This is a genomic window from Xanthomonas sp. NCPPB 1325 (assembly GCF_041477645.2).
Taxonomy (GTDB): Bacteria; Pseudomonadota; Gammaproteobacteria; order Xanthomonadales; family Xanthomonadaceae; genus Xanthomonas; species Xanthomonas cannabis.
Genome location: NZ_CM192985.1, coordinates 3,820,075 through 3,840,760 on the forward strand (window position 1 = coordinate 3,820,075; position 20,686 = coordinate 3,840,760).

General features: G+C 66.9%; 17 protein-coding genes. 11 read left to right on the plus strand and 6 right to left on the minus strand.

Annotation, left to right across the window (positions count from 1 at the left end; translation table 11 throughout):
• Positions 1 to 30: 30 nt before the first annotated feature.
• The 3 genes from ACCQ10_RS16170 to gap form a co-directional block, all read right to left on the minus strand.
• Positions 31 to 1,380 carry a DUF3999 domain-containing protein gene (locus tag ACCQ10_RS16170; protein WP_372361267.1) on the minus strand — a complete coding sequence of 450 codons (1,350 nt, stop codon included), beginning with the start codon at positions 1,378 to 1,380 and terminating at the stop codon, positions 31 to 33.
• On the minus strand, positions 1,377 to 4,232 hold the full coding sequence (locus ACCQ10_RS16175; RefSeq protein WP_372361268.1) for a DUF2339 domain-containing protein: 2,856 nt from the start codon (positions 4,230 to 4,232) through the stop codon (positions 1,377 to 1,379). Before ACCQ10_RS16175 ends, ACCQ10_RS16170 begins: the two co-directional genes overlap by 4 nt.
• Positions 4,233 to 4,571: 339 nt before the next feature.
• Positions 4,572 to 5,573, minus strand: coding sequence for a type I glyceraldehyde-3-phosphate dehydrogenase (gene gap, locus ACCQ10_RS16180; RefSeq protein ID WP_039411059.1), 1,002 nt, complete (start codon positions 5,571 to 5,573; stop codon positions 4,572 to 4,574).
• A 429-nt stretch (positions 5,574 to 6,002) separates the two neighbouring features.
• On the opposite strand from gap, the gene ACCQ10_RS16185 reads away from it, so the two are divergent.
• From ACCQ10_RS16185 to modC, 8 genes are all read left to right on the plus strand, one after another.
• Positions 6,003 to 6,515 (plus strand): SgcJ/EcaC family oxidoreductase, encoded by a 513-nt coding sequence (locus tag ACCQ10_RS16185; protein ID WP_372361269.1) that lies wholly within the window; start codon positions 6,003 to 6,005, stop codon positions 6,513 to 6,515.
• 305 nt (positions 6,516 to 6,820) lie between these two features.
• The gene (locus tag ACCQ10_RS16190; RefSeq protein WP_372361270.1) at positions 6,821 to 7,444 is read left to right on the plus strand and encodes an OmpW/AlkL family protein; all 624 of its coding nucleotides are present in this window, start codon (positions 6,821 to 6,823) and stop codon (positions 7,442 to 7,444) included.
• 119 nt (positions 7,445 to 7,563) lie between these two features.
• Positions 7,564 to 8,178 carry an OmpW/AlkL family protein gene (locus ACCQ10_RS16195; protein WP_372361271.1) on the plus strand — a complete coding sequence of 205 codons (615 nt, stop codon included), beginning with the start codon at positions 7,564 to 7,566 and terminating at the stop codon, positions 8,176 to 8,178.
• A 126-nt stretch (positions 8,179 to 8,304) separates the two neighbouring features.
• The gene (locus ACCQ10_RS16200; RefSeq protein WP_372363147.1) at positions 8,305 to 9,078 is read left to right on the plus strand and encodes a S1/P1 nuclease; all 774 of its coding nucleotides are present in this window, start codon (positions 8,305 to 8,307) and stop codon (positions 9,076 to 9,078) included.
• A 13-nt stretch (positions 9,079 to 9,091) separates the two neighbouring features.
• Positions 9,092 to 9,916: an MBL fold metallo-hydrolase gene (locus ACCQ10_RS16205; protein ID WP_372361272.1), complete on the plus strand. Its 825-nt coding sequence runs from the start codon at positions 9,092 to 9,094 to the stop codon at positions 9,914 to 9,916.
• A 73-nt stretch (positions 9,917 to 9,989) separates the two neighbouring features.
• Positions 9,990 to 10,766 carry a molybdate ABC transporter substrate-binding protein gene (modA, locus tag ACCQ10_RS16210; protein WP_372361273.1) on the plus strand — a complete coding sequence of 259 codons (777 nt, stop codon included), beginning with the start codon at positions 9,990 to 9,992 and terminating at the stop codon, positions 10,764 to 10,766.
• 16 nt (positions 10,767 to 10,782) lie between these two features.
• Positions 10,783 to 11,469 carry a molybdate ABC transporter permease subunit gene (modB, locus tag ACCQ10_RS16215; RefSeq protein ID WP_179455778.1) on the plus strand — a complete coding sequence of 229 codons (687 nt, stop codon included), beginning with the start codon at positions 10,783 to 10,785 and terminating at the stop codon, positions 11,467 to 11,469.
• Positions 11,469 to 12,083, plus strand: a complete 615-nt coding sequence (gene modC, locus ACCQ10_RS16220) for a molybdenum ABC transporter ATP-binding protein (RefSeq protein WP_039564329.1) — start codon at positions 11,469 to 11,471, stop codon at positions 12,081 to 12,083. The genes modB and modC overlap by 1 nt, the downstream gene beginning before the upstream one ends.
• A gap of 102 nt (positions 12,084 to 12,185) precedes the next feature.
• Here modC and ACCQ10_RS16225 read toward each other — a convergent pair whose 3' ends face one another.
• The 3 genes from ACCQ10_RS16225 to ACCQ10_RS16235 are packed head-to-tail and all read right to left on the minus strand — an operon-like array spanning position 12,186 to position 14,405.
• On the minus strand, positions 12,186 to 12,767 hold the full coding sequence (locus ACCQ10_RS16225) for a hypothetical protein (protein ID WP_372361274.1): 582 nt from the start codon (positions 12,765 to 12,767) through the stop codon (positions 12,186 to 12,188).
• Positions 12,764 to 14,050, minus strand: coding sequence for a TonB family protein (locus ACCQ10_RS16230; RefSeq protein WP_372361275.1), 1,287 nt, complete (start codon positions 14,048 to 14,050; stop codon positions 12,764 to 12,766). The genes ACCQ10_RS16225 and ACCQ10_RS16230 overlap by 4 nt, the downstream gene beginning before the upstream one ends.
• Positions 14,040 to 14,405: a BlaI/MecI/CopY family transcriptional regulator gene (locus ACCQ10_RS16235; protein WP_372361276.1), complete on the minus strand. Its 366-nt coding sequence runs from the start codon at positions 14,403 to 14,405 to the stop codon at positions 14,040 to 14,042. Before ACCQ10_RS16235 ends, ACCQ10_RS16230 begins: the two co-directional genes overlap by 11 nt.
• Before the next feature lie 137 nt (positions 14,406 to 14,542).
• Between ACCQ10_RS16235 and ACCQ10_RS16240 the strand changes: the two genes are divergently transcribed.
• The 3 genes from ACCQ10_RS16240 (at position 14,543) to ACCQ10_RS16250 (ending at position 20,658) form a co-directional block, all read left to right on the plus strand.
• Positions 14,543 to 16,501 (plus strand): acetyl-CoA hydrolase/transferase C-terminal domain-containing protein, encoded by a 1,959-nt coding sequence (locus tag ACCQ10_RS16240; RefSeq protein WP_372361277.1) that lies wholly within the window; start codon positions 14,543 to 14,545, stop codon positions 16,499 to 16,501.
• Between the two features lie 135 nt (positions 16,502 to 16,636).
• A complete protein-coding gene (locus ACCQ10_RS16245) occupies positions 16,637 to 17,812 on the plus strand; it encodes a phosphatidylinositol-specific phospholipase C1-like protein (RefSeq protein WP_372361278.1) in 1,176 nt (391 codons plus the stop codon).
• A gap of 131 nt (positions 17,813 to 17,943) precedes the next feature.
• A complete protein-coding gene (locus ACCQ10_RS16250) occupies positions 17,944 to 20,658 on the plus strand; it encodes a TonB-dependent receptor (RefSeq protein ID WP_372361279.1) in 2,715 nt (904 codons plus the stop codon).
• Positions 20,659 to 20,686 lie beyond the last annotated feature (28 nt).

Below are 20,686 nucleotides of genomic sequence, written 5' to 3' on the forward strand. Positions count from 1 at the left end.
CGCGGCCGGCAACCGCATCTGGCCAAGGGATCAGGCCGGCCGATCGGTGCCGGATGTGCGCAGCAGGCTCAACGCCAGGCCGCCCACCAGTAACGCGCCGCCGATCAACAGCGCCCACAGCAGCCAGCGCTTCCAGTCGCGCGGGGTGGTGGCGGGCTGCAGCGCTGCGTCGCCTACCAATGGCTGCGCCTCTGCAGCCAGGCGCACCGTGGCCGGCTGCCACTGTGCGCCGCGTTCACGTCGTAGCGCCTGCAGCATGGACGCCAGCGGTGCGTCGCCGCGTCGCACGCGTGCGCTGCCGGCCACCAGCGCATACGGGGGCTGGCCCTGGGCGAGAAACATCAGCCGCTCCGGCTGGTAGCCCACCCGCAAGCTCGGAACCGCCGCACTGCGCCCCTGTGCCGCCACCAGGCGCCATTGACGATCGCGTACCGGCGCGGGCAACCGCTGCGGCGGCGAAGCGCCAGTGCCAAGCCGATACGCCAGCCACGGCCCTGCCCGCCGCAGCCAGGCGGCGGCGTCGGCATCGCGGCTGTCCGCCGTCCATTCCACGGCCTCGGCCTGACCCGCGCCGACATCCAGCTGCGTGACGGGAAAGCGGCCGGGCATGCGGTAGGTCACGCCCGTGTCCTGTGGGGTGCCCGGCAACTCCAGCCACGACAGCGGGGTGGGTGCGGTACGCCCGTCCAGTTCTGCCTCGACATTGCGAAGTGTCGGCAATGCGCCGGACACGGGCACCAGACGCAGGTAGCGTGCGCCCTGCTCCAGCGCGATGCGGCGCTGCTGCAGCCGCTGCGCCTGGTTGTCCAGCGCCATGACGGTGGCATCGGAGGCCAGCACGCGCCAAGTGCGCAGATCGTCGCTGCCCTCCACGCGCAGACGGGCCTGCACCGGTGTCTCGCCCGCCCAGTCCAGCCAGAGCGCGCGCGGCCGGTCGCGCAGTGCGCTGGCATCGAGCAACCAACTGCCGCCACTGCCGGGCGCCGCAGGCGCACCAGTGGCGAAGCGGCCCTCCAGCCGCCGCACCGCACCGCTGGCATCGCGCTCGGCGATGAGCTGCAGGTCGCCATTGGCCGCCGCTGCACCTTCGGGCAACGCGAACAACGGCAACCCCTGCCGACGTGGCGCTGCGGCCGGCGCGGCGTCGGCGGCCAGCGGCGCGGTCGGCATTTCTTCGCCACGTGCATCGATCACGGCGACATCGCGCAGCCCGGCGTCGACGGCACTGCGATACACCGCCTCGTTCAACCTCACCTGGTACAGCCCGGCGTCGGAGCCGGCCACCTGCAACGGCCATTGCTGCCGATAGTCCTGCCGCACATCGGCCGCCTGCGCCACCAGCGGCACCAGCAACACCCATCCCCACCGTTTGGTACTCATGCCTGATCCCTTGCCGCGTCAGCGTTGTCGACGGCGCGTTCCTCGACCACCGGACGAGGTGGCGCCGGCGCCAGATACCCCACCACCGTACACAACAGGCCATAGGCCATGAACGAACCGATGCCGAGCAGATTGCCCAGATGCTGGCGATCGACCAGCACCAGCTTGGCCAGCACCAGCCCCATCAACAACGCACCGCCCAGCCACAACCCGCGCTGCCCGCGACGCGAGCCGATCACCCAGCCCAGCACACCCAGTACGCTCCACACGATGGTGAGGCTGGTCTGCGACACCGTCGCACCCAGCAGCGCGGCATCCCACGGCACCGCGCCCCAGTGATGCACGCTGTGCAGCGTACTGCCGGTGATCAACACCCAGCCCAATACACCGAGCGCAGTGACGCGCCGCGCCTGCAGCATCGACGGCGCAGCGGCCGACCATGCCCAGCGCGCAACCAGCGCGAGCACCGCCAGCTGTGCAAGTTCGGCCGGGTTGAGCAACGGCACCCATGGCAGCGGCGCAGCGCTCACCGGATCGACCAATGCGAGCAACCAGCCGACCCCCAGCACCGCAAGGACGCAGCCCAGCAAGGCAGTGCGGGCCGCATCGAAGCGCACACCTTGTGGCCATGCCAGCCAGCGCCAGCGCAGCAGAGCGGTCGCCGCCACCGCCAGCCACGGCGCTGCCAGCAACGCGCACCGCCAGCCATTGGCGAGCGCGAAGGCATCGGCCAGCCAGGCAATGCCCAACGATGCCACCATCGGCCACAGCAACCACCAGATGAACTGCGCGAGCATCGCGCCGGCGCCCGGCTGCATGCGCAGGCACCACAACGCGCGCGTGCCGGCCAGCGCAAACCCCAACCAGGCCAGTGCACCCCAGTGCGCAAACGGCTGCGTGTGTGCATGGTCCTGCCACAGCGCCAGCGGCGCGGCCAGCGCCAGGCCGGCCATGACCGTCCACACCAGCGCCGCTGCCGGACGACGGCGGTGCACCTCGGCCGCCAGCCACACGCTGAGCGCGACAAAGCCGAGCAGCAGGTCCGGCTCGCTGCGCAGGTCGCTGGCAAAGCGCAGGATCTCGTGCACGCCGCACAGCACCCACCATCCCAGGCCCCACAGATACGCCACCAGCGCACGCCGCGGATGTCCTGCATCGCGCAGGAACCAGGCACTGGCCCAGCCGGCAACCGCCAGCAGCATGGTGCTCATGCAGGTGGCGTTGGCCACCGCCATGGCGTCGTTACGCCACGCGTCCACGCCGAAGGCCACGCCAACGGCGGCCAGCAGTTGCAACGCCACGCCACTGACCTGCGAGATGCGCCGCCGCTGACGCAGGCCCAACCACAACAGCCCGGCGCCTTCCAGCGCAAACACGCTGGCGGTGACGCGCGCAGACAACGCCAACGGCACGGCCAATGTCGCAAAACCGACCGCCAGCATCGCGTGCGCCTCGCCAAGCAGGCGCGTGGATGCACGACGCAGCAGCCACGTTGCCAGACCGGCGTACATGCCGGCCACCGCCACCGCGCACAACGCCAGTGTCAGGCGCTCGCCGTCCAGCAGGCGTGCCTGCAACGCAAAGGCAACCAACGGCGTTCCGAACAACAGGCTGCCATCGATGAGCCTGCCCGCACTACCATCGCCACGCCGCGCATGCAGCACCGGAATGGCCACATAGATGGCAAAGAACAGCAGCAGGAACGGCTCGGTGCTGGCGAACTTTGCCGGGGTGTACTGCAGCGCGCCCCACAACGTCGCGATGCCGAAGGTGAAGGCGAATCCGAGCAGGTTGAGCACCCGCCACGGCCGCGCCCATGCAATCGCCACGATGCCGGCGTTGAGCACGGCGTAATACGAAAACAGCGCGACATGGTTGCCGCTGCCGGTGGACAACCAGATCGGCGCAAGGAAGCCGGCCAGCACACCCAACACGGCCAGCGTGCGCGACTCCTGCAGCACCGCCAGCACGCACATGCCGGCAATCAGCACCACGCTGATGCCCATCGCCAGGCCTGCGCCGAGCAATCCATACAGCTTGAACGCGGCGAACACGGTCAACAACAAACCGCCGATCGACCCGCCCTGCAATGCCAGTGCAAAACCCGGCCGCTGCCCGCGCTGCTTCCAGCCGAAGACCAGCCCGGCCAAGGCAAGCACGCTGATGCCGGCCAAGCGCAGTTCGATCGGCATGCGCATCCAGCCCTGATCGCTGGCGTACTTCAGCAGCGACGCCACGCCGGCCAGCAACACCAGCATGCCGACCTTGACCGGCACATTGCCCTCGGTGAACCAGCGCTTCAACGCACTGGCCGCGCGCGCGACGGCGCCCGGCTCGGCCGGGATGGGGGGTGACTGCGGCGATTGCGGTTGCGCAGGTTGAGACCGGGTTGCCTGAGCGTGCTGGTTTGGCAACGCCGACGCCGAGAGCGCACCGCGTGCCGTCGCATCTGCAGGGGCCTGCGCAGACAACGGGGGCGGCACCGCCCTGGAAGCCGCATCAATCACGCCCAGATCCGCAGGCAGATGTGCAACGGCAGGTGCGCTCCCGCCGTCGCCCTGTCGAACAGCGCCAGACCTACCGAACCCAGGTGCATCCGTGTAGGCACCGGCACTCAGAGTGGAATCGAGATCGGGCGCTGCACCGGGCTGCTCCCACGCCCTGCCCTGCGCGTCCACGGACGCATCCGTTTGCGCATCCGCGCCCTCGCCAGTCCCGGCTTGCCATTGCGCCAGCCGCTGCTCCAGCGTCGCCACCCGGCGCCGCAGCCCGGCAATCCACATTAGCGCGACCACCACACCCACCGGCACGGCAAGCAGCACCAGGGCCACCAACACGATCATCGTTTCCAACGCAGCAATCCCCAAGCCGGCGTCCAGCCGAATGCGCGAACCATACAGCCTCGGGCTGCGGCTGGGCAGCAATCTGCAGATCATGCCGCTGGTTGGAGAGTGGACAAGCAGCGGCGTTACGCGTGAAGGTCAGCCCCCGCGCCCGACGTGGTCGACCACTGACAACACGAAGGCTAGCCAATAGCCCCGCTAGCTGCGCCTGATCTCTGATTGCATTGAACATTCCTCTTCCAGAAGAAAAAGGTGTCAGGCCAATTCAGGACGGGTCAATTTCAAATAGATCAATTTCAAATAAAAAAGCGCCCGGAGGCGCTTTTTCATTGCATCGGAAACGGCCGATTACTTGGCAACCACCCGCACCATTTCCAGGCACTTGTTGGAATAGCCCCACTCGTTGTCGTACCAGGACACCAGCTTGACGAAGGTGGAGTCCAGCGCGATGCCGGCGTCAGCGTCGAACACCGAGGTGCAGGTTTCGCCGCGGAAATCGGTCGCTACGACCTTGTCTTCGGTATACCCCAGCACGCCCTTCAGCGCGCCTTCGCTCTGTGCCTTCACTTCGGCGCAGATCTCGGCGTAGGTGGCTGGCTTTTCCAGTTCGACGGTGAGGTCGACCACCGAAACGTCGGAGGTCGGCACGCGGAAGCTCATGCCGGTGAGCTTCTTGTTGAGCTCGGGAATCACCACGCCCACGGCCTTGGCCGCGCCGGTGGAGGACGGAATGATGTTTTCCAAAATGCCGCGGCCGCCGCGCCAATCCTTGTTGGACGGGCCGTCCACGGTCTTCTGGGTTGCGGTCGCCGCATGCACGGTGGTCATCAGGCCGCGCTTGATGCCCCACTTGTCGTTGATGACCTTGGCCAACGGCGCCAGGCAGTTGGTGGTGCACGAGGCGTTGGAGACGATGGCTTCGCCGTTGTAGGTCTTGTCGTTGACGCCGTAGACGAACATCGGGGTGTCGTCCTTGGACGGCGCCGACAGGATCACCTTCTTGGCGCCGGCATCGATGTGCTTCTGCGCGGTGTCCTTGGTCAGGAACAGGCCGGTGGACTCGATCACCACGTCGGCGCCGACAGCGTCCCACTTGAGGTTGGCCGGGTCGCGTTCCTGGGTCAGGCGGATCTTCTTGCCGTTGACGATGAGCGTGTTGCCATCGACCGAGACCTCGGCCTTGAAGCGGCCGTGCACCGAGTCGTACTGCAGCATGTAGGCCAGGTAGTCGGGCTCGAGCAGGTCATTGATGGCCACGATCTCGATGTCATTGGCGAAGTTCTGCACCGCAGAGCGCAGCACGTTGCGTCCGATGCGACCGAATCCGTTGATGCCAACCTTGATTGCCATGTTCACAAGCTCCTGCGGCCGCGACAGCGCGGCGGATGGAAAGGGGCTGCCATTCTAGCAGCGTCCTTCTGGTACGGCCGTGCAGCCGCGTCAACGCTGACAGTGCGAAGGGGGAGACGGAAGGAGAGCCGCAGCAGAGGTGGCAACGCCTGCTCTGGTTCGGTAGAGATCGGCACGGTCCGGCGCGGGATGCGGTTGGTGACGGGCCACCTGCCTGCCAAGCAGGCCTGACGATGCCCGCTTGCATGACCAAGGCAGGCGCACCACGCCACGCACCGGTCTACTTTGTTTTCCAATAACTTACCTTTCAACCAACTATGCCGAGAAGCGTATTCAGGCATATGCCGACCAGCAGCATTTCGGCACTCCGTGGATTTCGATACTGGCCCTGCCTGCTGAGGCACCCACTCACCCACACGGAGATTCCCCATGCGTCGCACCCTGTTCTCTGTCGCTTTGGCGTTGGCTGCCACCCCGGCGCTGGCCGCTGGCGTGATGCATTACACCGAAAAGGCTTCGCTGCCTGCCGACGGTGAAGCGCGCGAAGTCGCTGCGCTGTTCGACACCTGGAACGCGGCCCTGGCCTCGGGCAACCCGCACAAGGTGGCCGACCTGTATGCCCCCGATGGCGTATTGCTGCCGACGGTCTCCAACGAAGTCCGCGCGTCACGCTCGCAGATCGAAAAGTACTTCGAGATGTTCCTGGCCAAAAAGCCCAAGGGCGTGGTCAATTACCGCACCGTGCGCGTGCTCGATGACGACAGCGCCGTAGACGCTGGCGTCTACACCTTCACGCTGACCGACAAGGACGGCAGGAAGAGCGACGTGCAGGCGCGCTACACCTTCGTGTACGAAAAGCGCGACGGCAAGTGGCTGATCATCAACCACCACAGCTCGGCGATGCCGGAAGTGGACACACCGAAGGTCGCCAAGGCCAAGTGAGTGCGGGCGCATCGCGACACGCCACCCGCTGCCTGCGCCCTGGCGCGCGCCACCGTCAGCACACCTCCCCTGCCGACGGTGGCGCGACCCGCGGCGCACGACGCACCCGATGCGCCGCGCGCGCTTGATCTCCTCCACGACAAGCGCTGCTGCCACACCTGCGACGCAGCGCAGCAGCCGGGGCCTGACCGCCGGCAACGCGCGCATCCATCGCACGCAACCGGTCCTGGTTTGATCAGGATCAAGGCGTCGCCGGGCCAAACCCACAAGACTTCGTCCATCCCCTGCACACAACGAGAGTTTCCATGCGCATGCGCTCTACCCTCCTGCTCGCCGGTCTGGCCGCCACGTTCGCCAGCGTCCCCGCACTGGCTCAATCCAAAGGCGACTGGACCGTTGCCGTCGGCGCCCACCAGGTCGCTCCCAAATCCGATAATGGCCGCCTGGTTGGCGGCACGCTGGAAGCAGACGTAGGCAAGGACATCAAGCCGACCTTCACCGCCGAATACTTCATCGCCGACAACCTCGGCATCGAGGTCCTGGCCGCGCTGCCGTTCGAGCACGACATCGCGCTGCGTGGACTGGGCCGCGTCGGCAGCACCAAGCACCTGCCGCCGGTGGTGTCGCTGCAGTACCACTTCAATAGCCAGGGCAAGGTGTCGCCCTTCCTCGGCGCGGGCATCAACTACACCCGTTTCTTCAGCACCGACACCCGCGGCGCGCTGGCCGGCAGCGAGTTGGAGCTGGACGATTCGTGGGGTCTGGCCCTGCACGCGGGCCTGGACGTCAAACTCAGCGAACGCGGGTCCCTGCGGGTAAATGTGCGCTGGATCGACATCGACAGCGAGGCCCGCCTCGATGGCACCCGGATCGGCACGGTCAACATCGATCCGCTGGTCTATGGCGCGGCGTACGTGCACCGCTTCTGAGTCACGGCGGCAAGCGCGGTGCATCTCTGGCACACTGGCGATCCAGGGACGTGCATCCACCGCCGGAGTTGCGGACAGGTCGGTCACGTCGAACGCCTGTCCGACCTACCGGGGATTCCATGAGCACGTTCATCCGCACCGCCCTCGCCATCGCACTGGCCGCTTCGGCCACTCCCGCTCTTGCACAGTCGGCCGGCCATTGGACGACCGGCTACGGCGCCGGCTATGTCTCGCCGAAGTCAGACAGCGGCACCTTCGGCGGTGCACGCGGGGAGATCAAGGGCGCGCCTGTGCTGTCGTTCACCTACGAATACTTCCTGCGCAACAATCTGGGAATCGAAGTGCATGCGGCGGTGGCAGGCAAGCACGACATCGAGCTGGAAGGTGCCGGCAAGGTGGGCAGTTACTGGTCGGTGCCGCCCAGCGTGCTGTTGCAGTACCACATCAACGGCTATGGCACGGTGTCCCCGTTCGTGGGCGTCGGCATCAACTACACCGCCTTCGTGGGCGAAGACACCGCGCAAGGCATCGGCAACGGCGAGTTGCGCTTCGGTGATTCGGTGGGCGCGACCGCGCACGTCGGTGTGGACTTCATCTTCGATGAGCGCAGCGGCCTGCGCATCGACGCACGCTGGACCGACTCGCGCAGCAACGTCGATGTCAACGGCGCACGGCTGGGCAAGGCCCGGGTCGATCCACTGACCTATGGCATCTCCTACCTGGTCTATTACTGATCGTGCGGGCCGTCGCCATTGCGCGGCGGCGACATGACTGCAACCGCCATCAAACCGTCCCGGGTGGTTGCGTACAATCGGGGGATGAAGACCTTCTCCCCCGCTTTCGTTGTCCTTGCCGTGGCGCTGACCGCGGCGATCCAGCCCATCACCGCGTTCGCCTGGGGCCCGCAGGGGCACCGCCTGGTGGCACGCGTGGCCGAGACCGAACTGAGCCCGCAGGCACGCGCGCAGGTGGCGCAGTTGCTTGCCGGCGAGCCCGACGCGACCTTGCATGGCGTCGCGACCTGGGCCGATGAATTGCGCGAGCACGACCCGGACCTGGGCAAGCGTTCCGGGCCGTGGCATTACGTCAACCTGGGCGAACACGACTGCAGTTATGCGCCGCCGCGCGACTGCCCGGATGGCAACTGCGTGATCGCCGCACTCGATCGGCAGACCGCCCTGCTGGCCGACCGCGGCCAGCCGCTGGAGGTGCGTCGTCAGGCGTTGAAGTTCGTGGTGCATTTTATCGGCGATATCCATCAGCCCATGCACGCCGGCTACGCGCACGACAAGGGCGGCAACGACTTCCAGCTGCAGGTCGATGGCAAGGGCAGCAACCTGCACGCGCTGTGGGACAGCGGCATGCTCAACGACCGTCACCTCGGCGACGCGGACTACCTGCAACGGCTGCTGGCCCTGCCCGCGGCCTCCGCCGTGTCGCCGGTCCTGCCGCCGCCCGCCGCCGCGTGGGCGCAGGCCTCGTGCAGGATCGCCGTGACACCGGGCGTGTATCCGGCTACGCACGTCCTGCCGGCCAGCTACATCGCCACCTATCGACCGATGGCCGAGACACAGCTGCGCCTGGCCGGCGACCGATTGGCCGCCGTGCTCAACGCAGCACTGGCCACCCCCTGACCTGGAGACACCGATGCAGCCCGAGGTGCTTGCGTTCTTCCATGCCGAGAGCAACACCTTCACCTACGTGGTCGCCGATCCGGCGTCCGGCGCGGCCGCGGTGATCGATCCGGCACTGGACTATGCAGCCGACAGCGGCGTCATCGAAACCCGTGCCGCGCAGGCCATTGCCGATGCCATCCGGCAGCGCGGCTGGCACCTGCACTGGCTGCTGGAAACCCATGCACATGCCGATCACCTGTCGGCAGCGCAGTGGCTGAAGCAGCACTGGCCGCAGGCGCGCATCGCGATCGGCGAAGGCATCCGCCAGGTGCAGCAGACGCTTGCACCACGCTATGCGCTGCCGCAGCACTTCCGTGCCGATGGCTCGCAGTTCGATCATCTGTTTGCCGATGACGAGCGTTTCATGCTCGGCGGCATCGCCGCACGCGTCATTGCCGTGCCCGGGCACACCAGCGACAGCATCGCGTACCTGATCGGCGATGCGTTGTTTCCCGGCGACTCGCTGTTCATGCCCGACGCGGGAACCGCACGCTGCGACTTCCCCGGCGGCGATGCACGGCAACTATATGCATCGATCCAGCGGCTGTACGCGCTGGCGGACGACACGCGGGTGTTCGTCTGCCACGACTATGGCCCCGGTGGTCGGGCCGTGGCGCATGAAACCAGCATCGGTGTGCAGCGGCGCAACAACATCCATGTGCGCGACGGCGTGGATATCGAGAGTTTCGTGGCCCAGCGCCAGGCCCGCGATGCCACCTTGCCAGAGCCCAGGCTGATCCGCCCGGCCTTGCAGGCCAACCTGCAGGCCGGCCGCTGCGACGATCTGGCTCGGTAGCATTCGCTGGCGTTCGCCACGCCGGTCACGGCGCAGCCGCTATGATCGGTGTCTGCCCCTGCTGGAGTTTCCCATGCGCACGATCGGTTTCTGGCAGCGCGCGTTGTGCGTGCTGATGCTTGCCCTGCCCGTACTGGCCGTTGCGCAAGCTGCGCCGGTGACGGTGTTTGCGGCGGCCAGTCTGAAGGAATCGATGGACGAGGCCGCGGCCGCGTTCGAGAAGGCCACCGGCACGCCGGTGCGCGTGTCGTACGCGGCGAGCTCGGCGTTGGCACGCCAGATCGAACAGGGCGCGCCGGCGGATGTGTTTTTTTCGGCCGATCTGGAATGGATGGACTATCTGCAACAGCGCGGCCTGGTCGCGCCGGCGCAACGCCACGATCTGCTGGGCAACACGCTGGTACTGATCGCACCGGCCGCCAGCAAGCTGCAGCTGGATCTGCGTACGCCGGGCAGCATTGCCAAGGCGTTGGGCAAGGACGGGCGCATGGCGGTCGGCCAGACCACCAGCGTGCCGGCCGGCAAATACGCCGCTGCCGCGCTGCGCACGCTCGGCCAGTGGGACGCGCTGCGCGCGCACCTGGCCGAGTCGGAGAGTGTGCGGGCAGCACTGATGCTGGTCTCGCGCGGCGAGGCGCCGCTGGGCATCGTCTATGGCTCGGACGCGCGCGCCGACCCCAAGGTGCGCGTGGTGGCCACCTTTCCCGCTGCCAGCCATGCGCCGATCGTGTATCCGGTGGCCGCGCTGAAGAACAGCCGCAACCCGCAGACGGCAGCGTTCGTGCAGTGGCTGCGCAGCGCACCTGCCCGGGCGATCTTCACCCGTCGCGGCTTCTTGCCGAAGGATTGAGGCGCACCGTTTGTCGATGTTCACCCCGGAAGAGCTGACCGCCATCGCCCTGAGTCTGAAGGTGGCCGGCGTGGCCGCGCTGGCCAGCCTGCCGGCAGGGATTGCCTGTGGCTGGCTGCTGGCACGGCGGCGTTTCCCGGGCAAGGCAGTGCTGGACGCGGTGTTGCATCTGCCGTTGGTGATGCCACCGGTGGTGACCGGGTATGCGCTGCTGGTCCTGCTGGGCACGCAAGGTCCGGTCGGCAGCTGGTTGCTGGAACACGTCGGCGTGCAGTTCGCGTTCCGCTGGACCGGTGCGGCGCTGGCCTGCGCGGTGATGGGATTTCCGTTGATGGTGCGCGCGATCCGGCTGTCGATCGAAGCCACCGATCGCCGCCTGGAAGCGGCCGCCGCCACGCTGGGCGCCGGCCCGTGGCGGGTGTTCTTCAGCATCACCTTGCCGCTGGCCTGGCCCGGCCTGGTGGCCGGCATGGTGCTGGCCTTTGCCAAGGCGCTGGGTGAGTTCGGTGCCACCATCACCTTCGTTTCCAATATTCCGGGCCAGACGCAGACCCTGTCGTCGGCCATCTACGGCCTGATGCAGGTGCCGGGCATGGAATCGGGCGTGTGGCGTCTTGCCGGCGTGGCGCTGGCGATTTCGCTGGCGGCCTTGCTGCTGTCCGAATGGCTGGTGCGGCGGCCGCACCCGCGTGAGGAGGACTGATGCTGGAGATCGATCTGCAGCTGCAGCGCGGCCAGTTCCGGCGGCACATCCTCATCCAGGATGCGGCGCGGGTGGTGGCGCTGGTGGGGCCGTCCGGCGCCGGGAAGACCACCGTGCTCAATGCGATCGCAGGCTTGGTGCGCCCGCATGCCGGGCATATCCGCATCGATGGACGCTGCCTGTTCGACGACCGGCATGGCGTGGACCTGCCCACGCACAAACGCCGGATCGGCTACGTGTTCCAGGATGCGCGGCTGTTCCCGCACCTGGATGTGCGGCGCAACCTGCGCTACGGCCGGCATGCACGGGGGGCGGCGCCATTCGGGTTCGACGATGTGGTGGCCCTGCTCGGCATCGCGCCGCTGCTGCAGCGCCGGCCGCGCAACCTGTCCGGCGGCGAGGCGCAACGGGTGGCGATCGGGCGTGCGTTGCTGTCGCAACCGGCCATCCTGTTGTTCGACGAACCGTTGTCGGCGCTGGACCAGGCACGTCGCGAAGAGCTGATCCCTTATCTGCAGCGCGTGCGCGATGAAATCCGCCTGCCGATGCTCTACGTCAGCCACAACCCGGACGAAGTGCAGCGCATCGCCGACAGCGTGCACGTGCTGGCGTGAGCGCCCCCGGCTGGAGACCCACCCGTTGCAGGGCGGCGTAACGCATCCGCACACCGAAGACCGACGCAACACGGGCTGACGTATGCCTGCGAGAGGTTGCCGTCACCGTGCAACCTTGCCGGTACGCACGCTCACCTTGCCCTGCCGCACCTCGAAGGTGAACGCAAACGACAGCGTGACCGGCACCGGTTCCTGCCGAGTCGCCCCGGTGCAGTCATCCAGGGCGGACGGTTGCGCCGCGCCGGGCGCGTACGTACACAGGGCCGCCGGGACGAACTGCCAGTGCTGCACCGTGCTGCGTACGGCCTGCATCAGATCCGCATTGCTCGGCAACAGCCCGGCGGCGCACTCGTCGCGATCGGACATCGGGTCCACGCGTTGCACGGCGCCGTCGGCGGACAGGATCACATGCGCGCACACGGTGGTTGGCGGCAGGGTCTGGCGTGGCGAGTCCGGTGGCAGCGCCGGCGTTTCGCTGCGCAGCGCGCGTGGCATGCGAAAGCGCTGCGTCTGCGACAGCGTGTAGGAGGCGGTGGAAGCGCTCCCCGCACCCGACTGCGACGGCAACATGCGCTGATCCACCGAATCCTCGCGCTGGCTGCGCTGCGGCTCGGCCACGGGCTGGCTGGCGCATCCGCTGATCAACAGCACACCCACAATCCACCACCCACGCCGGTCGTTCATTGCCGCATCTCCTGCGGTACGCATCCGGTTGTCGCGCAGGCGGCAAGGCGCCCGGACGCTGGAGCATGCCGACCATCACCGCCGGCACCGGCGTCAGTGGCCGGCGGGTCCGGCGGGTCCGGATCGAACCGCACCGGCACGCGTATCTGCGCGGCCACTGGCTGCCCATCCACCAGCGCGGGCTGGAAGCGCCAGTGACGCGCGGCCTCCAGCACCACCTGATCGAACACGCCGGCGGGCCGGCTGTGCACGATGGCGATGTGGTCGGGCGCGCCACGCGGGCTCACCGCAATCTGCAGTTCGACAACGCCACCGAGATTGGCGGCGATCGCGTTCGCCGGGTACCGCGGCGCCTGCATCGTCCTGTAGTCGAAGGCAGCCGCAGGGTCGCGCGTGGCCTGCACAGGCGCAGGCTGGAGCAACCAGCCGCCGACGCTGACCAGAAGCGTCAGCGCCACCACGCTGCGCAGGTTCCGGCGTGCACGCCGCGCATCCGGCGCTGGCGCATGCACGGCCGCCAGCCGCTGCAACAACGCAGGCCTCGCCGCCCAGTGACAGGCCAGCGGCGAGGTGCTGCCGGCGAGCTGACATTTGAGCATCGCACCGGCATAGCGGCGGCGCTGGCCCGGATGGCGTGCCAGAACCGCTGCATCGCAGGCCAGCTCCTGATCCAGGCGAAATGCGCGCCATGCCAGATGCACTAAGGGGTGGAACCAGCCGAGGCAGAGCAGCACGCTGGCCAGCAGATTGGCATGCAGATCGCCGCGGCGCAGATGCAGGCGCTCGTGCGCCAGGATCAACGCACGCTCCCCGGCGCTGTAACGCGTGGTGAAATCCCCCGGCAGCACGATCCGCGGGCGCCAGATGCCCAGCGACGCCGGAAGGCCGCCGTCGTGCGTGGCAACCCACACAGTGCTGTCCAGCGCACGCAATGGCCCGAGGCTGCGCACGAAACGCCGCTGTCCACGCCAGAGGGAAAGGCCCGTCAGCAGCGCACCGGCCAGCCACACGTTGAGCAACATGCGCTGCCAGCCGGCCCCCTGCCCGTCCGGATGCGCCGCAACCGGCACGGGCGCCAGCGCCGGCATCTTCAACAGCGCCATCTCCATCGAGGGACCTGGCAGCAACGCCACCACCAGGGCCAGCGGCACCGCGCCCCAGAGTGCATAGGCGGCCCTTGCCCCGAGCCGGCCACGCAGCGGCCGGCGCAGCAGCAGGCAGGCCAGCAGCGCTGCAGTGGTGTAGAGCGCGGTGCGCAGCCACAGCACGGGATCAAGACTCATCGTCCAACTCCTTGAGCAGCCGCCTCAATTCGGCAATGTCGGACGCGCTGAGCTTTCCACGCTCGCTGAAGTGCGCCACCAGCGGCGCTACCCGTCCGCCGAACAACCGCTGCAGCAATCCTTCGCTTTGCTGCTGCACCCAGTGCTCGCGCTGCAACACCGGGGTGTAACGGTATCTGCGTCCGTCCTTCTGCGCCGCGATGGCGCCCTTGGTGAGCAGGCGGTTGAGCAAGGTCTTGATGGTCGGCTCGGCCCAGTCGGTGCTTGCCAGTGCCGCCACTACCTCTTCTGCGGTCCGAGGTGCGCGGTCCCACAGCACCTGCATCACCACTGCCTCTGCCTCGCTGATCGCCATGCAATGACGCCCGTCATTTTTTGCGATTACGCGCGTAAACGAAACCCATGTCAAGCGCTGACCCAGGCCCATCGCGTGCGGCTGTCGCGCCGGTTCTGCAACACGCGCTCTCCCATCGGCTCGGCTACCCTGCACCGATGACCGAACACCTCACCAGCCTGTCCGCCGCCGTGGAGCGGATCCTGCAACGCATCGATGGCCCGCTCCGGGTGGGCGCGCCACTGGGCATCGGCAAACCACACCGGTTGTTGAACGCCCTGTACGCGCAACTCAAGGACACCCCGTCACGGCCGCTGGCGCTGTACACCGCGCTCTCGCTCAACCCGCCCAGGCCGGGCGCGGGGCTGGAAGGGCGTTTTGCCGCACCGTTCATTGCGCGTCACTTCGGCGAGGAGTTCCCGCGTCTGGCGTATGTGGACGCGATGCTGCGCGACGCCTTGCCCGCGCATGTGCAGGTGGAAGAGTTCTACATGCAGTCCGGCGGGTTGCTGCATTCCAGCCAGGCCCAGGCCGACTACACCAGCCTCAATTACACCCACGCCGCCGCGGCAGTGGCACAGCGTGCGCCGAACCTGATCGTGCAGAAGGTCGCACGCGAACCCGGCGGCGCGCGGCTGTCGTTGTCGTGCAACAACGACATCACCCAGGACACCCTGGACGCGGTGCAGGCGCTGGGCCTGCCGCGTCCATTGCTGGTGGCCGAAGTGGACCCACAGCTGCCGTGGATCGGCGGCACGGCGGCGGTGGATGCGGCGTTCTTCGACCTGGTCATCGACCTGCCCGGCCCGTCGCCGCGGCTGTTCGGGCTGCCGCGGCAGCCGGTCACCAGCGTCGATTACGCCATCGGCCTGTATGCGAGCACGCTGGTACGAGATGGCGGCACGCTGCAGATCGGCATCGGCACCCTGGCCGACGCGCTGAGCCATGCGCTGGTCCTGCGGCATACCGACAACGCCACCTATCGGCGTCTGCTGCAGGCGTTGGATCCGGAGCTGGAACAGCACCCTGCCGTACGCGCCAGCGGTGGCCTGGCGCCGTTTGAGGTGGGCCTGTACGGCTGCAGCGAAATGCTCAACGAAGGCTTCAAACAACTGGTGGACAGTGGCGTGATCCGCCGCAAGGTGCACGACGATCTACCGCTGATGCAGCGCATGGCCGACGGCCGCGCCGACGCTGCCGACCACGCGCGGCTGGCGCAGGAGGGCGAGTTCCTGCATGGCGCGTTCTATCTTGGCTCGCCGGACTTCTATCAATGGCTGCGCGACCTTCCGCCCGTCACGCGCGCTGCCATCGGCATGCGCCGCATCAGCCAGATCAACCAGCTCTACGGCGGCAATGAAGCGCTGGAGCGCTTGCAGCGCCACGATGCGCGCTTCTTCAATTCCTGCATGATGGCCACCGCGCTGGGCGCGGCGGTGTCCGACGGCCTGGACGATGGCCGCGTGGTCTCCGGCGTGGGCGGGCAGTACAACTTCGTGGCGATGGCGCATGCCTTGCCGCAGGCACGCAGCACGTTGATGCTGCGCTCCACCCGCGAGACCGGCACACATGCGGCCAGCAATGTGCGCTGGAATTACGGCCACACCACTATCCCGCGCCACCTGCGCGACCTCTATATCACTGAGTACGGCATCGCCGATCTGCGCCACAAGACCGACCAGGACTGCGTGGTGGAAATGGCCGCCATCTGCGATGCGCGCTTCCAGGACGAGCTGCTTGCCCAGGCGAAACAGTCGCGCAAGCTGCGCACCGACCCGGTGCTGCCCGCGCGTGCGCAACGCAACACGCCACAGGCACTGGAACAGGCGCTGGCGCCTTTTCGACGCGACGGCAGCCTGCCCGATTACCCGCTCGGCAGCGACTTCACCGAGATCGAGCAACGTCTGCTGCGTGCATTGAGCTGGCTCAAATGCGCAACAGCTGGCACCGGCGGAAAAATCGCCACGGTGTGCCGCGCAATGCTCCCACGCAAAGCGTCGGATGCGAATGATGTTGCCTGCCTGCAACGCATGGCGCTGCGTGCGCCACGCAGCCTGGGCGACCGCGTGCAGGCGCGGTTGCTGACCTATGCGCTGCAACAGACCGCCCCGCCATGAAAAACAGTGTCACGATGTTGCAAACGACACGAACCGATTGCAGCAAGACCTGACGCATCACGGACACACTGCGGAAAGAGATGCGTCAAGCTGGGCCGCGATGATGGCGACCTCGTCGCTTTCCGGCTGTGCTGCATGCATCTTTTTGGCGCTTTTACTGCTGTCACGTCAGGCATCACCCGCAAACCGAAGCTGGTGCGCGCGAAGCGAAGAACCACCACGCGTATCGTCTTCTTCACCGCGCTGGTGCTGAGCAATGTTGCCGCGCAAGCTGCGCCGCGTCTCACCGATCTGCAGTACATCGGCAGCCACAACAGCTACCACGCCGGCTTTGCACCCAGCGAAGCGGCTGTGTTGAAGCAACTGGACCCGGCACTGTTTGCTGCACTGGATTACCGCCATCCCGCATTGACGCAACAACTCGACGCTGGCGTGCGCCAACTCGAGCTGGACGTCTTCGCCGATGCACAGGGCGGGCGCTATGCGCACCCGTCCATCGTCGCGCAGATCGCCAAAGCCGGACTACCGGCCGCACCGGCAAGCGCGCCGGCCGGGGTGATGGAGACGCCGGGCTTCAAGGTCATGCATGTGCAGGATCTTGACCAGCGCAGCAATTGCCAACCGTTGATTGCCTGCCTGCAGGACATCCGCACCTGGTCGAAGCAGCACCCGGGTCATGTGCCGATCTTCATCCTGCTGGAAACCAAGCAGACGCCGATAGCGCTGGCATTCCCCACCACGCAACCCGAACCGTTCGACACAAAAGCGATGGATGCGCTGGATGCCGAACTACGCTCGGTGTTCCAGCCCGGTGAGTACATCAGCCCCGATCAGGTGCGGGGCAGCGCGCGTACCCTCAATGCAGGCGTGCTCGCGCATGGCTGGCCGTCGTTGGATCAAGCGCGCGGCAAAGTGGTGTTTCTGCTCGACCAACGCGCTGCAGGCGCCAGCTACCTGCCCGGCCATCCATCGCTGCGCGGCCGCGTGTGTTTCACCAACGCGGTACCGGGCGAGGACGATGCGGCATTTGTCGAGCGCAACGACGGCCCCGCCGATGACATCGCGCAGTTGGTCAAGGCCGGTTATCTGGTGCGTACGCGTACCGATGCCGACCTGAAAGAAGCGCAGCGCAACGACACCTCCCGGCGCGATGCCATGCTGGCCAGCGGCGCGCAATTGCTCAGTACCGATTTCCCGATCAATGAGCCGGCCGATAACGGCTACGTGGTGCGCTTCGATCACGCTGCGGTGGCGCGCTGTAATCCGCAGCGACCGCGCGTGCACTGCAGCGGCCTCAACCTGCGCCAGTGAGCGCAGCACCGCGCATACACGCGCCAGCTGCCCCACGCATCAGACCTGTCGCAATGGAAGGCGTCGGCGATCCAGGCCCGCGCCCGTTCACCAGATGCGGGCACTCCTTCCCACTTCCGCGAGCCCTCAGCATGCAGTCTTTCCGTCCCTTCCATCGCCTGAGCTGTGCCATTGCCGTGGTGCTTTCCGCACCAGCGTTTGCACACGCTGCAGAGCTGACCACCACCACGTTGGATTCGGTCAACGTGCAAGCCACCCACGCCGCGGCGCCGGGATCGCTGAATGAGCAGCGCCTGTCCAACAGCGTCAACAGCGTAATAAGCAAGCAGCAGATCGACGCGATTCCTTCCGGTGGCATCGCCGATGTGGTCTCGCACATGCCGGGCTTGTCGGCCTACAGCGACATGCATCTGGGCCAGGCCACCACCGGCGAAAATGCCTACGTCAGCATCCGCGGCATGGACGCCAGCTACAACGCGTACACGCTCAATGGCTTCGCCATGCCGGAAACCGACTCGTCCACGCGCGCGATCTCGTTGAACATGCTCGCGCCGTTCGGCATCCAGTCGGTGCAGGTGTCCAAATCGCCCACGCCCGATATGCCGGGCGATTCCATCGGCGGCGCCATCGACATGCGCACGCCGAACGCCTTCGATTTCGCGCAGGATATCTATGCCAGGACCACCGCGCGCGGCCAGCTCAATGCATTGGCCTCGCATCTGGGCGGTTCCGATGGCGGCGGCACCGTGCAGCAGGAGCTGGCCTGGATGTTCGGCGACGGGCACGCGTTCGGGCTGTATGCCTCGGCGTATTACGGCAAGAACAACAACATGGCGCAGGCCCCGGCGCCCAACAGCAAATACGTTCCGGCCGACCCGGCGCTTGCCGACGCCACCGACCTGCGCAACGTCGGCCCGTTGATCAGCACCCGCTACAAATACAGCCTCTATACCAGCCAGATCGAGCGTTACGGCGGCAGCCTCTCGCTGGACTGGCAAGGCGACACCAGCGCCCTGTATGCGCGTGCCATCTATGGCAGCTACGGCGTCACCGGCCAGCAGGATCAGTCCAGCGCGCGCCTGGAGACCGTTCGCACCCAGCCCACCGCCGTGCGCGGCGGCTACTTCAACACCCACGACATCGACGAGACACTGGCGACGCTGCAGCTGGGCGGGCAGACCACCCGGGATCGTCTGCGCCTCGACTACGGCAGCTCGTTCGGCCGCGGCACCCGCAATCGACCGGACTATGTGTCGGCCAGCCTGTATGGCTTTACTCCCGGCAGCTTCGCCTTCGACCTCAGCGACCCCACCTACCCGAGCATCGGCCCGAGCACGCCGGCCTTGAAGGACTTCTTCTACGACCTGGATTCGTCATTGCTGTGGAAGGTGCAGGGCCACGATGCCGGCAGCCACGATAACCGCGCCAATGCGCACACCGACATCACCTATCGCACCGACGGTGCGGTGCTGGACAGCGTCAAGCTGGGCCTGTCGGCCGATCGTTCGGCACGGGAGGCGTACGATCATCCGTTCTTCCACAAGGACGGCAACTTCGTCACCAACGGCCCCTATTTCGGCGGGCCCAATTACGCATTCCCCACCGCCGGCGGCCCGCCGCTGAGCGCGATCCCCGGGCGGCTGACCTACAACGCATTCGACGGCCACTATGCCGGCCCGTTCAAGCTGCTGGATCGCCGCTGGATGCGCGCCCAGGCCGTGCCGTACAAATACATCGACGATCCGAACGGCGCCGGCCGCTACACCGCCAACGACTACAACGCCAACACCACCTCCAGCACCGAGGCGATCTACGCCGGTTATGCGATGGCCGCCTTGCACCTTGGTTCGGTGAGCATCCTGCCCGGCGTGCGTTACGAACTGACCCGCTACTCGGCCGATGCGTGGCAGTCCAGCGGCGATGGCGTCACCGGCCGCTTTGTCGGGACCGGCAGCACCTATGGACAATGGCTGCCGGGTGTGAGCATCAACTATCGCCCAGACGATCTCACCGTGTATCGCGCCTCGTTCCGGCGCAGTTTCAGCCGCCCGGCGTTCGGCCTGATTTCCGGGCAAACCGTGTATTCCATCGACGACACGCAACAGGTGGTCGGCATCTCCAAGCCCAATCCGGATCTGCAGCCAAGCAAGGCCGACAACGCCGATCTGTCTGCCGAGTTCTACGACCACAGCGGCGGTGTGCTCAGCGCCTCCACCTACTACAAGCGCATCTCCGGCTTCATCTATACCTCGCAATCGGCCACCAGCAACGACAACACGCTGGGCGGCCTGGTGCCGACCGGTACCACCTTCGAAAACGGCGTGCCGGTGACCATGCCGCAGAACGGCGGCACCGCAACGCTCTACGGCCTGGAGTTGGCAGCGAGCAAACGGCTGCAGCAGTTGCCGGGAATCTTGGGCAACCTGGGCGTCACCGCCAACCTCACGCTGCAACATAGCCAGGCAGACAGCAAACGCAGCGATCAGCCGGAAAAGACCTGGCTCCCACGTGCGCCCGAACGCCTTTACAACCTGGACCTGTTCTACGACGACATGCACCTGCGCACCGACCTGAGCTACAACTACACCGGCCTGCAATTGCTGGGGCTGACGACCGACCGGCTCAACTACTACCTGCAGCCGGTGAAGTCGCTGGACTTCAATGCCACCTATCACCTGCCGCACCAGGTGGATGTGGGCGTGTCGGCCAAGAACCTGCTCAACGCCGCCACCTTCTACGAGACCCAGGGCAAATCCAGGCGCTACATGGCCTACGATCCCGGCGCCGACGGTGCCTATGTGCAGACCGGGCGCGTCTACATGCTCACGCTGGGCTACACCTACTGATGCCAGATCGGGCGGCATTGCGGCGCGC